This window comes from Citrobacter sp. RHBSTW-00029, assembly GCF_014104295.1.
Lineage (GTDB): Bacteria > Pseudomonadota > Gammaproteobacteria > Enterobacterales > Enterobacteriaceae > Citrobacter > Citrobacter youngae.
In genome coordinates, this window is the sequence record NZ_JABXRT010000003.1 from 25,827 (window position 1) to 39,291 (window position 13,465).

At 57.5% G+C, this 13,465-nt stretch carries 7 protein-coding genes; all 7 read right to left on the reverse strand.

Annotation, left to right across the window (positions count from 1 at the left end):
• Positions 1-237: 237 nt before the first annotated feature.
• Positions 238-966, reverse strand: a complete 729-nt coding sequence (gene traX / locus HV041_RS24000; protein WP_071687467.1) for a type-F conjugative transfer system pilin acetylase TraX — start codon at positions 964-966, stop codon at positions 238-240.
• Entirely contained in the window at positions 963-1,529 is a 567-nt protein-coding gene (locus HV041_RS24005; RefSeq protein WP_071687468.1) for a DUF2726 domain-containing protein, read from the reverse strand. The genes traX and HV041_RS24005 overlap by 4 nt, the downstream gene beginning before the upstream one ends.
• Before the next feature lie 18 nt (positions 1,530-1,547).
• Entirely contained in the window at positions 1,548-6,848 is a 5,301-nt protein-coding gene (gene traI / locus HV041_RS24010) for a conjugative transfer relaxase/helicase TraI (RefSeq protein WP_071687469.1), read from the reverse strand.
• Entirely contained in the window at positions 6,848-8,914 is a 2,067-nt protein-coding gene (gene traD, locus HV041_RS24015) for a type IV conjugative transfer system coupling protein TraD (protein ID WP_071687470.1), read from the reverse strand. The genes traI and traD overlap by 1 nt, the downstream gene beginning before the upstream one ends.
• Before the next feature lie 150 nt (positions 8,915-9,064).
• The gene (gene traT, locus HV041_RS24020) at positions 9,065-9,802 is read right to left on the reverse strand and encodes a conjugal transfer complement resistance protein TraT (protein ID WP_071687471.1); all 738 of its coding nucleotides are present in this window, start codon (positions 9,800-9,802) and stop codon (positions 9,065-9,067) included.
• Between the two features lie 183 nt (positions 9,803-9,985).
• Positions 9,986-10,561, reverse strand: a complete 576-nt coding sequence (locus HV041_RS24025; protein WP_071687472.1) for a conjugal transfer protein TraS — start codon at positions 10,559-10,561, stop codon at positions 9,986-9,988.
• Between the two features lie 9 nt (positions 10,562-10,570).
• Positions 10,571-13,465: a conjugal transfer mating-pair stabilization protein TraG gene (gene traG, locus HV041_RS24030; protein WP_182294297.1), complete on the reverse strand. Its 2,895-nt coding sequence runs from the start codon at positions 13,463-13,465 to the stop codon at positions 10,571-10,573.

Sequence of the window (13,465 nt, forward strand, 5' to 3'; positions counted from 1 at the left end):
TGATTTCCTTTCAGTCGTGAATTTTTGAACAAAGAGACAGGCTTTCTGGTAAGCCAGCCAGATAAGAGGGGGCCCTGACATCAGCGCGCAGGTTTTAAGACTGGCCCCTTCCGCCTGGAAGCTGCGTAAAGACAGATATCCCGTCAGCCAGACAAGAGCCGCGACACAAATCAGGGCGCCATATTTAAGAGCGCACATACATACTCCTTTGTTTATGTGGGAAATCGGAAGCTGATGTCAGTGCAGACTGACCATCAGCGCGATGAGTAACAGATGCAGGGCATACCCCGGCGCAAACCAGCGTCCGGCCTGCAGACGTCGTCCGGAAGCCGGTACCAGCCCGTGAACACAGAACAGCACCGTCAGCGTCAGAATCACGCCGGAAAGCATCATCACATCCCCGTGACGGGCGTTAAGCAGGGCAATCAGCAGCAGCCAGATGGCAAACATGGCGGACCGCAGCGTGTCCCTGACCTGCCAGACCAGCAGCGCCCCGGCGAGCATCAGCAGACCGGATATGCCGTAGCTGGCAGAACTGAGCGGCAGATACCCCACCAGGGCCGCGAAGGCGGCAATGCCACTGAGTACAGTCGTGTTCTGCAGGAACCGGGTCATCTGCATAACCACCGCAAAAGTGAACAGGATATTGAGTTGCCACCAGACCAGTCCCGCGTCCCGGAAGGCCAGCCAGTAACCTGGCTGGGCCAGGAGCGCCATCAGCCACAGACGGTTCAGGCTTCGTTGCCTGATGGATTTACCTGTCAGGTTGCACCCGCTGACCAGTGCAAACAGGGGGAATGCACAGCGCCCGGCCATGTTCAGCAGTGGCAGGTCAGCCTGAAAGGCGGTGGCGAGGTGGTCCCCCGCCATCGCCAGAAATGCCACTGTCCGGATGACATCGCGCTGAAGCGCGGAGAAGGTCAGGACCGGTCTGATGTGATGTACGGCAACGGGGTCCGGATTCATGTGGTCCCCTCCGGACGCTGTGCACACAGATGCTCCCTGACGCACTCCGCCAACTGCTGTTCGTCATCACCCCGCAGCAACGGGATTCCCGCCTGCTTCAGTACTTCCTCCAGCAACAGGTCCCGGCGCTGGCGTTTCGGTGCCTGATGGGTACGGTCGTCAAGCTCCACCGCTGCCACGATACGCCCGTCACGGTCCGTGATAACCACATCGCAGTGCCACTGTGAGACCAGGCGGAACAGCTGCCACCATTCCCGACTGCCGGACTTCCGGTCGGGGGCCACGCGGACAATATCGGCCACCCGAACCTGCGGACACAGACGCCACTGGCGGGTATCTGTCACCCTGTCGAGACGACGCAGAAAGCGCTGTTCCCGCACCGTCATCAGACGTCCGGCACTGACAAATGATGGCCTGGCACACAACAACTGCTCCGCCGTCCCCGGACGCATTCCCCGCGCCCGCAGGGCCTGCAGCAGGGGATGGCTGGCCCGGCCGGCCTGCCGGAACAGCACCACAAAACCGGCCAGCAGAATGACAATAATAACAATCGCAATAACCATACTTTTTATCTCCATTAATCAGTCCCCACCGAGCGTTTTTTCCAGCTCAATGGCTTTCTCCGGTACATTCACCACCCATTCACGTTCGGTCCGCTCCATCTGTTCGCGGACCTGCTGGCGGGGTCCCCGGCCTTCCGCCACGGCTTCCCGGACAGCCTCATCCAGTTCCCGGGTATCCCGGTCTGTGCCGTCCCGCAGACGGCGTTCGTCACGGGCTGACAGCAGCGGGTCAGACCTGTCGCTCTCTGTACGCGGCACAGCCGGCAACAGTTCCTGCCGGGCCTGCTCCGCCAGCGCCCGGGCCGCTTTTTCCTGCGTCTCTGCCAGCTTCTGCTGCTCGTCCGCAGGCAGCGTAATGGGGTCTTCCGCTTTCGCCGCCGCTTCAGCCTCCGCCACACTGCGCACCGTCCGGGCCACCTCATCAGGCTCCGTGATACGTCCCTCGGTCAGGCGGGCTGCATTGAGCAGCTTTTCTTCACCGTGCAGGCGTATCACCACCCCGCTCTCAGGGTTCTCCTGTGCCAGACGCAGCGCCGTCTGCGCATCATCAGCAATGAGTGTCTGTCCGTTACGGCTGGCCTGCAGGCCGGCGAACTGCGCATCCTCCCCGCCACGCAGCCGGGATTCTTCACTGAGCACCACGCGCATCCCGTCGTCCTCTATGCGGATTTCGGTCAGCAGCGCTCCGGCCTCTTTCCCGTGACGGGTCCAGACCGGCAGGGCCACATACGGTGACGGGTATTTTTTGCCGGCAGCAATGAAGCGGGCCATTGTCTCGCCCTCCAGGCCGTTTTCTGCCAGTACCCGGCGGCCCAGAGCGGTTTTATCCAGCGGGGAGGCGGTGGCCAGCAGGCGGTTACCGGTGTCGGATTCGTGGTCGCTTTTCTGGTGCAGCAGGTCGTGGGCGGTTTGTCCGGCATTTGAGTGCCGGGCATCGGCCCGCCAGCCCGCCAGGTTGTCGGTGTAGACCTGCATATGCTCTTTTGCGCGTGACAGCGTCACGTAGGTGGATTCCAGAGACGCCATTCGTTTCCTGCCGCCTTCCGTACCGGTCAGGGCAATGGCAAAGCGCTCGCTGGCACCCTGCACGCCATACACCGTCAGGGCGTAAGCGAGGTCAATATGACGGTCCTCCGTCATCGCCTGCGGGTCGACGATTTTCTCCTGGTCTCCCTGGCGGAACCGGATGGCACCATCATCAGTGAAACCTGCCACTTCCCACAGGCTGTTGGCCACATAGCCGCGGTCGGTGTCCGAGCGGGTAAAGCGTACCCGGTCTCCCTGGCTGAGCGTCAGGTCGCGGGGCGTGAAGAGGGAAATATCCTGCGACGTGTTCTGCTGGGGAGAAATCAGCACCGATTCCCCGTCGGCATTCCGCAGCGTGACCACGGCGTCCTCCGTGTTCACGTCCGCTACCGTCCAGTAACGCTCATTCATCATGGCCACCGCGCCTGTGTACGCGGCGAACGTTTCGACGGCCCGCAGAACGTTATCCGGTACCCGCAGCGGCTCCAGCACGGTGAACGTGCGCTCCTCTGCGCCGGTATCGCCTTTCTCACGCCGGGCGGCATGGATGGCCTCATTGATGGCATGACGGTCGGCGTTCAGCTCTGCCACAACCAGCGTCTGCTGCTGCGCCTCCCGGGTACGGCCCATCCAGTCGTCCCGGATGGCTTCAATGATGTCGGTGCGCACCAGGGCCAGCTGTTCCACAGACTGCGCCTGCTGTCCGGAAGCCACAAGATACCCCTGCTCCGGGTCCTTTTTCGGCGCACGGATTTCCATCACGGAATTTTCGGGCACCCAGGCTCCTTCCTGACGCGGAACCTGCTGTGGGGTGACGTCATCCACCTGATGCAGGGACAGCGCCACCTGACCGGCAATGATGCTCTCAATCGCCGGACGCAGCGCTGGGGTCTGGCGGACAATCTCCTGCATCACCACCGTATCGATGGCGCTGCGCTGCTGCACCAGGCGAAACGGCAGACCGGTGGAGATGGCCTGCAGCTGCGCGGTATCCCCGCTGGAGACCATCCGTCCGCCGCCGGCAGCAACCAGCTGGTAGAGTTCTGCCATATCGCGGTTGCCCACCATCGAGCTCTCATCGGTCAGGAACAGGACATTACGAAAGTCCGGTGTTTCACCGCCCTGAATGGCCAGCCGGGTTTCACTGAGGAAACTGGCGAGCGTGCGCGCGTCCACCCCGGCCTCACGCATCTCATGCACCGCCCTGTGTGTCGGTCCCAGACCAATGACCTGCGGGCGTACGGACTCAGACAGGGTGTTCAGAGCCCCCATCACCGCCCGGAACTGGGTCGTTTTCCCCACCCCGGCGTACCCCTGAATGGCCATAAAGCGGTCGGTGTTCTCCAGCACCGTCCGCGTGGCCTCCCGCTGACCTGCTGTCAGGCCCGCCAGGACCGAGGCAGGCGTCAGCGCCATCAGGGGCTGTACAGCTTCCTTACCCTCAGCAATATGGCGGATGATGGTCTTTTCCATCTCATACGCCACACGCGGGACCAGGACGCGGTTTCCCGCCCCGGCAACCGAATCCAGCTTAATCAGTGCCCCGCTGTCCACCTGGCGGGCGATTTCAGCCCGGACCGCCGCCAGCGGCTGGCCAGACTTCACCGCCTCGGCCAGCAGGTTAAGTTCACCGAGATGGACCAGCCCCTGCTGGGCGCGCGGGATGGCCAGACTCACCGCCTGCTCCGCATCCGACATCAGACGGTCCCGGCTGGCCTGTATGGCGGTATCCAGATTTGCCTCACCGGTCGACTGGCGAACCTGGTCACTGGCCAGGCGCACCGCAGACACACTTTCCACTTTGCGCGCAGCCTGCTCAGGCGCAAGCGGCGTATAAATCCGGATGTCGCTGCCACTCTGCGCCAGCGCGTTCAGGGTCTGTTTATTCAGGCCTCGCGGACCGACTGCAGCCAGTACCGTGCGCGACGCGCTGGTACCGGCCCCGGTCCCTTCCACATAGTCATGGGCCAGCTTCACCGCCCGGTCTGTGGGCAGACGCAGTTCCCGGTCGCCGCTGCGCAGCCGTACCGCGCCCTCTTCCAGCCCCGCCACTGTAAACTGTTCTTTCGCTTTGATGGCCCCCTTCAGCTCCCGCCCCAGTGCCATGACGCGGTCCCCTTCAGAAACCGCCAGTGTCCGGCTGCGGTACAAACTCCAGCTGCCGTCCAGTTGCGACACCTTCAGGGTCAGACGACGCCCGTCGTCCCCCTGCAACACCAGGCTGTTGGTGGCCTCTGCCACCCGGTCTATGGTATGGCGGGTCATCGTTTTCTTCTCAGCATCCCACTGCTCCATCACCATCCCGGCCCGGTAGTTATCGCGCTGATGGCGGGTTTTACTGTCCAGCCACACCGGCTCCAGCACCTGCAGCGTCACCTGCTCCCGGCCCAGCTCACCCGCATCACGCCGCGTATCCCGGATAATCTCCGTCAGCTGCTGCTGTTCCCGGGCACCGGTCACCTGGGCCACCACATCCCGTCCTTCAGCTGACAGGCGCACGTACTCCTGTGCCAGCTGGCTGTAGCGACTCCGCTTGCCCGCCTCGCTGACCAGCCGCACTTCCGGCAGCTGCGTGCCGTAAAACCGGTACTGGGGAATATCCGCTTCTTTGAGCACAGACAGGGCATTACCCGTGCCCTGCCGGTTCTCGGTATCCATGAATATCAGCTGTGCCCCGGCGCTGAGTGCCTTTTCCTGCAGCAGCACGGTCTCTTTCAGCGACAGTCGCTCCGCCCGGTCGACGATAACCGTCCCCTGAACCGGCAGTACGGTGTCAGCGTTCATCTGCGAGCGCAGCATCACCTGGCCTGCCAGGTGCGGGCTTTCCGCCAGGAACTGGCCACTGCGCCCGTCAGCCGCAATCACCAGCACTGCCCGGCCCTGAGAACGGGCCATCATGGCCACATCTGCCGTACGCTCGCGCAGGGCCTGCGCGCCCCCGCGCCCGCTGAGAATGGCCACCGGGCTTTTATCCTGCGTCAGGACAGAGACCGCATCACTGGCAGGCATATCACGTTCTTTTGCCCGTTCCGGAAAGACCAGCACGGTCTGCTCCGCAACGGCAGTGCGCGCCAGCTGATGGACACTGAGTTCATTCAGCAGGTGGATATCAGAGGTGAAGATGCCCTTCTCCCGGTCCAGGGGAATAAGACGCTGTCCTTCAATCGCGGCCTCAATACCGGTACGCGCCTGTTCAAACAGGCCAGACACGGACGGCAGGCGGTTGACCGTGCCGGCCAGCATTTCGGACCAGGTGAACTGGACCTTTTTGTCCGACAGCGCGGAGATTGTGTCGCTGACCGCTTTCTGCACCTGTTCGTCAGCAACCCCGCCGGAAGACACGCCTCCCGGCTGGCCCGGCGCACGAATACCTCCATGACCAGTAACAACAGGACCAGAAACGTCCACGCGCGCCTGCGCCTGGCTGATGTAGTGACCGATATCGAATTTTTCGTCGGTTAAGCGCCGGCGCCAGTCAGCTTTCAGCAGTTCAGGATCGGCCCAGGCTTTAGCCTGGCGGGTATCGAGTGCAGCAACATCACGAGATTTAGCTGAAGCGTCCGGCCCGGCGGCCTCCCGGATGGCCTGACTGCGCGAAGAAAAAACGTCCACCGGCACATCCTTCAGCTCCCACAGGCCATGTTTCCCCGCCGCCACCGTTTCGAATCCCATAGACTCAATGTCTTCCCGTAAGGCAGAGCGGTACAGGTTCCCCAGCGCTATCTTGGTGGCGTACAGATTCTCAGAAAAACCGGTTTTCATCCGGGTATCGCTGGCCAGCGACCGCCATTTTTCACCGGCGAATGTCGCATTAAAGACCAGGGCGTGGGTGTGCACCTGCGGGTCCAGGTCCCGGGAGGTGTCATGGTTATACAATGCAGCCACCATACTGCCAGTCAGCACCGTTTCCGTTTTTCCCTCCTGCGTGATGCGGGCGCTGACCAGTTGCTCCACTTCCTGCATCACCACCGCCACGGCCCGGTTATGCGCCTCAATAAAACGCCGGTCCTCCCCGACCAGCGCCATGACGGAGACACTTTTGGGAGCTGAAAAGGTCAGGTCGTAACCGCTGCGGTGTTTGTTGACACCGTCAACCATCCGGGACAGGTCACTGCCGTCAGGCAGTCTGCTCTGGCGGACTGCATCCATATCGGCGCTGGCGACTTCCCCCTTCAGGCCCAGCCTCTCCGCACCTTCCCCCATCCAGCGGGACTCCAGGGAACCGCTGGCATAGTAGTTGTCTTCGTGGCTGTAATAGCCCGCATCACCCTTGATGGAAGAGATGGATAGCATCAGTACACCTCCCTGTCTCCATCAATCTCATGCGTTTTGTCTGTCGCATGGTTGATATTGACCTCTTCCCGGCGGGTCATGTCGCGGGTCTGATGCTGGCCCTGCTCCCAGGCCTCATAGGCCGCAAAATCCACCACTTCCCCGTCACCGTTCAGGCCCGGCGGCATCTCCCGGGGTAAATCCTGTTCGATATCCCGCTCTGTTCCCCCGGAGGAGGCTGATGCGCTTTCCGGCACTGGCGTCACGGGAGTAAACAGGCCGTCCAGGCTCAGGCGTTCTTCTTCCGTACGGCGGACCAGCTCATCCTCAATATTCTTATCAAGACTGGTCTGCACATCCCGCAACAGCAGGGCGTCAGCCACTTTAGGCATCGCGTCATACTTCATGGTCAGTTTCACTACCGGGTAGCTTCCCGGCAGGGTGACAAAGCACTGCAGGTCGTTCAGGGACTGCACGTCCGAGTAGCTGACGATACTGACGCGTTCTTCCTCCTTGCCAAACGAAATCCCGTCACGCACCTGCTCATGACCAAAGCTGGTCTGTTCGCTGAATTTCAGACGGCGGGTTTCCCCGATATCCTCTTCCACAAACTTCGCAATCTGGGCGCTCGGGGAACGGAAGAAAAATTTGGTGTTCAGCAGGTCGAATATCTCTGCGGCCCCTTTCGGCCCATAAATGTTTTCCATCTGGGCGAAGTTCTGAAATCCCAGGGCAAAGCAACCGCCAAACTTACGGGCTTCTGAAATAATACGCGGCAGGGTGGACAGCTTGTGCAGTGAGGCCAGTTCGTCATAAAAAAACCAGACGCGGCGCTGACGGTTAGGCCCCATCGCCAGCAGACTGGTGGCGGCAATACTGAGCCACAGGGAGATCAGCGGTTTGAGCGACTCGTGGTTCTGTTCATCAGAGGTGATAAACAGCCAGCCATTCTTCGATTTATCCGCCTGGCCCTTCATCCATTCCCGGATGGTGAATTTCTCCCGTCCCGGGCGGTCAATGCCCTGCAGGTAACGCATCGCCTTGACGTAGTTGGTCAGTACGCTGCGGATGGAGATGGCAGTCTTCTCAATTTTGCCGTCAACCAGCGTGGAGGCAGGTGTTCCGGCGAGGAAAGCGCGTAACTGGTCCAGCTGAATTGCCAGCAGTGTACGCAGGAATTTGTTGTAGCTGCGGCCCTCGTCCTTACGCATGCGCTCTGCACCTTCCGCAAAGATGGTGCGCGCACTGCCCTGCCAGAACGGATCTTCGCCACTGCTGGCCGGGATCAGCGTTGTACTGGCATTCTCCAGTTCGGAAATCGTGCGGCACTCCTCCCATAAATCCCAGTTGGGACAACGGGAATCCAGCGCATTCAGCACTTCATCGCGAGATTCATCGTAGAAATCCTCCACGAACGTACAGCCCTTGTCGTAGATGATGACCAGGTCACCACGGTCACGCAGTTGCTTGAGGATTTTACGCATCAGGGTGGATTTACCGGTCGATACTGTCCCGTGCATGGCGAAGTTCTGGATTTCAGAATCCAGCTTCAGCGGCAGGTCATCGATACGAATATCGGAGGCTTCTCCGCGTTTTTTCAGCAGGCGGGCCACGTCTTTGGGTGATTCACTGAGGACGCGTCCCCCGATGATTTCATCCTCACTCTGCTGGCGACCGGTACGCCCGAGGTACCAGTACACGGCCAGCGTAGCCAGAAAAGCGACCAGCAGCGAAGCACAACCGGCAATCACCAGCTCCTGTTTCAGCAACTGCCCGCAATAGACTGTGTAATTGTCGCTGAGGATCTGCCGGGCGCTGTACTGCAGGGTATGCTCGTAATACCGGATATTATAAACCGGCTGGCTGACCATTCTTTCAGTAAACGGTGACATGAACCGGACAAACCAGTAAATAATACCGTTAGTCAGATTCTGAATACTCATACGCATCAGTACAACGGCAAGACCAAATAATACCGTTCCCATAATGACGTAATAAGAAATAAGATTATTTATCTGCAGGAACATTTTCAGGCGCATAAAAGCGACCTGACCGCCCTGCGTTAAATCGCGAGGATTCAGGCTCATTATATTTTCCCGGAAGCAGGTAACCAGCAGACATGCCGGATACAGGCCTGTCTGCATGCGCTAACAGATTATTTGATATAATTAAACAGCGTGATGTATTTCAGGAAATGAGATTTAAAACAGGGTGGCCCGGCGGCCACCCTGATGGTATTACAGAATATTGGCGACAGATTTCGCCAGCTGATCTTCGAGGACAGGTTTTGCTTCTTCGAATTTCAGGTTAACTTTATTGGCAGATGAGACAATACGTGTCTGGTATTTATGCTGATTACCGGTCTGCGTGCTGGTCTGCACTTTATATCCGGAAGTACCCTGTTTCAGGGCGGCAACATTATCGGTCTGCACGCTGGTATTTGTTTTTTCAGAAATCTGAATATCCGTCACCATCGTATAGTTGATATCTTCCACCATCGCGTCAGCGGCCATTCCCACCAGGCCCGCCGCCAGGCCAACACCTAATGTCGCGCCGGCAGAACCGGAGTTATAACCGGTAATACCCGCGCCTAACGCTGCGCCCGCTATTGCACCTTCGTAGCCCTGGCTCAGGAACCCCTGGGCGGTACGCAGGTCCATTTTATCGGCTTTCAGGACATTAGCCTGAATCCAGTAGTGTGCGCTGTCCGGCGATGACGTGATGGTATAACCCTTATCCTGAACCGCTTTGGTCACTTTCGCCTGCAGGCCGGACATATCTTTGTCAGAGGTATTTTTTATCTGGAGATACACGGTTTTCTGTGAGGATGGCTCCAGCCAGATGGTTTCACTCATCTGGGTTTTCACTTCGAGGTTACGTTTCTTAATCGCTGTGCTCATCGCGCCACACCCGGAGAGCACGAGGACAGAGGATAAAACGGCAGTCATTGCCATCAGCTTAACGTTTTGTTTCATATAATTTTTCTCATTTCCATATAAGTCGCATGTCATATGCCATATGCCATGCCCGGAGGTACTATTGTTATTACTCCACACACTCAATGTGCGTATAGTTAATGTACAGGCAGAAGCACAACCACATCAACACTATGGTTATGCTGTGCGAATTTTCAGAAGTTTTAATACACAATGAGACGCTTATTTTGGTGATGCAGTAAGCAACTCTTTCACTTTTGATAAACCACTAACTACTGCAGGTGTGAAGTAGGGGGTCATCATCATGTTATAAATAAATGTAGAAATTATGACTGTCGCAAACCAACTGCCACCCATAAAAGCGATCATTGCGGGTTCATTTAATGTAAAACACACACCAACAAAAAGATTAGTTACTATTGCAAAACATAGAATATATTGAAGTTTAGTTTTGGCAAGTTTTAACAATACTGATTTCCGCCTCGTTTCATCACTTAGACACGAAATCATCATTACGGGGTTATGACATACGATGAGAAGTACAAAGGATGGAAGTAATAAAACCCCCAAGAAACCAATGCAATAAACGATAATCGCTTCCCTAACTCCACCTCTATACTCACCTTCCCAAATATAAAAATCGAGAACACTTAGAAGAAACTGCACTACTAGAGCGACGGCTACAACCTTAGATAAAAATCTAACAGAGTTTAAAACAGAAGGGATCTCATAATTCCTTTTAAGATCCTCAAGAAGCATTTCTACATCTTTTTTTAAATCATCAGTTGTTACTCTCATTATTCCCTCTTAAAAATCACCGTGTTTTTTTATCTCGTCTTTCAACTTTCCAATATTCTCTTTTGCGTCTCCGGCATTTAACGGTATTGCTGACTGCCGGTATTCCTCTTCTTTTTTGGCTTTATCAAAATCTTTATTACCCTGCTCATGCTCACTCTGCAAGCGGTTGTATTCTTCCTTCGGTGTATTGCCGGACGAGATCACAGTATTTTTTTCATCACTGACCTGAGATTCGGCGTGACGGCGTCTGTCAGCCACATCGCCGCTGACGTCACCCTGCTGCCTCACGCCACCTTCGTTTGCCCGGTTTTCCATTTGTGTCTGTTGCGCATGATATTCACCCTGCAGGTTACCGCCCCCGTAGGAGGCCCCCACACTTCCCATCCCCTCACCGGTACGGCCTCTGTTCTCTTCAAACTCCTGCAGCAGTTGCGGTTTCATGCGGTCTTCCACAAATGACTGCGCCAGTCTGTCGCGCTCGGCACGGACTTCCGGGCTGGCCGCATCAGAAAGCAGCTGGTCAGCTTCGCCCGGACGCTTGCTGGTAACATAACCCACAAACTCCTGGGAGTAGTTCTGGTTAATACTGGCACTGTTATTTTCAGCATAGCTGGCCAGCTGCGAGTACTCGTGACTACGCGTAACCGCATCGTTGTACTGCGATGCTTGGCTTTTCAGACTGGAGAAGGTGGACGACAGCTGGTTAGCCAGAGAGGCCGACGCATTGTCCGTATGACTGCCGCTGTCGGTCACGCGGCTGGAAGTCACCACATCCATTGCATCGCGGAAATCCTTCATCTCCTGGGCACTGAATCCTTTGCTGGTCCCACCCTGCTGAGTCAGGTCGGAACTGGTGCCATGCGAGGAGCCGCTTCTGCCCGTATACTCACCTTTCAGATGCGCTTCCCCTGAGACTTTCCCTCCGGTCACAAGGCCGGCAACTTTGCCGAGAATCTGGCGGTCTGAGTCAACAGAGCCCTGCACACTGGCACCGGCACCAAAACTCATATCCTGGCTCTTGGTTGCGGCTGCCCGAACCCCTTCTGCCAGGCTGACATTTTCATCCCGGGCATACCGGGAACCAATCGACTGAATGGTGTTCAGCGCTTTGGTCAGATTACTGCTGGCAGAGGCGTCGCTGCCTGCCACCGTGGTGTCGCTGTTACCCCGCTGCTGGCTCCACTGGCTCATCTGCGACGTGGCGAGGCTCGAGGTCTGTGACAGGCTGTTGCTGAGGCTCTGCGCTTCGCTCAGCGCATCACGCTGTTGTTGCTGCCAGCTGCTGGATGCGGTTTTCCCCAGCGCAATATCGACAGGCAGTTTTGAAATCGCCTCTGTGGTGTTGTAGACATTCTGCCCGGACGAGGTCAGGGTTTTCGTCGCCCCGCTTTCCAGTTGACTGGTCATATGCCCTTCACGATGGCTGTAGTTGGTGTCCCACTTGTTACCCTGTACGTTCCCGGTCGACATATTGTTATAGTGCCAGTTACCGTCGACAGCCTGAGATGACGACTGGGTGGAGGCCGACTGCAGCGTCTGGCCAAGGTAGTTCCCCGCCTGCGACACCACCTGACCCAGCCCTTTCACCATCCCCCAGGCAATAAACGGAATGGACAGCGCGAGCCAGCCCGCCGTGGTCCCGATATCGGAGTAGGTGTTCTGCACCTGGTCAAAGGTGGCCAGCGTCACCGCCGTCCCGTTGAGTTTGCCTTGCAGGTAAAAATTCATCGCATGATTCAGGATGGAAAACAGCAGGGGCCACATCTGCAGGTAAGCAATAGTGTAGACATACCCTTTAATAATCATCCAGGACAGGGAACTCACCATTGCCAGCACAACCAGAATCGGGAACAGGGCAATCGTCATGCCGAGCAGCACCGAATACATCACCGGCAGCGTATTGGCGGCCACCGAGGCGCTGGTTGCCTGCGAGAGACGCATTTTGGCCATCGAGGTCTGGGTGGCCACATTCACCAGCCCTGCCGTATCACCGTTCTGGGCAGAAAAACTCTCCAGACCACTGCGCAGGCCATTCATTATCACGTTCTTGCGAATAATTTCGGTGGAGGTCAGGGATGTGCCGTGAAAATAGCTGTAGCTGTCGCCCAGCATTTCGGTAAACAGTGCCGCCTTATTCCCGTTTGTCGGCCCGAACACCTGGTTGGTAAACCCGTGGGTCATGTTCAGGACCTGCTGCAGAAACGGCTGCGGGTTGGCCCCGCTGATGTCGCTGGAATCGGTGTTAATTTTGGTTGTGGCCTGTTCGCAGGTCAGGAAATTTCGGTTTTTGTCGTACAGGCCGCGCAACGGACTGGGACGACTGAATATCAGCGCATACGGGTCGGAGGCATTCATCAGGTCCCCGGTGGTGTACTTGTTGTTCAGCATGATATCGCCCACCACACAGTTATGGACGTAATCCGTGAACATACGCTGAATTTCCGGTTCAGAAAAACGAAAATCGGTACTGCCTGCGGCCAGTTGCGCCCCGAACAGCATCCCGGTTTTGCTGTAGGTCAGCGCATCCGGGCGGGCAAAGATAAAATCGTAAGTCTGCGCCATCCCGGCCCCGATACGGGTAATCAGGCTGGCCGGTGCGGCAAGGCCGGTCGGGACATTATCCACCTGATAAATGGCGGCAGGCTCAGACAGGTCCACCACCTGGACATTCGTTTTGTCGCCAATCATAACGGCCAGCACAAAAACATAGAAGGCCACCCACTTCGCCAGGTCCATCAGGTTACGGGTGCGGATATAGGTTGCCGCCCCAACAATCACAGACACGGCGGTAGCCATCACAATCAGCGCATCCCCCGCCCGGCTGTTAAAGAAGGCGGCCACCCCGTTGAGCGTGTCCTGGAACCACGCCCCGCCCGCCACGGTATAAATCGTTTCCACCGACAT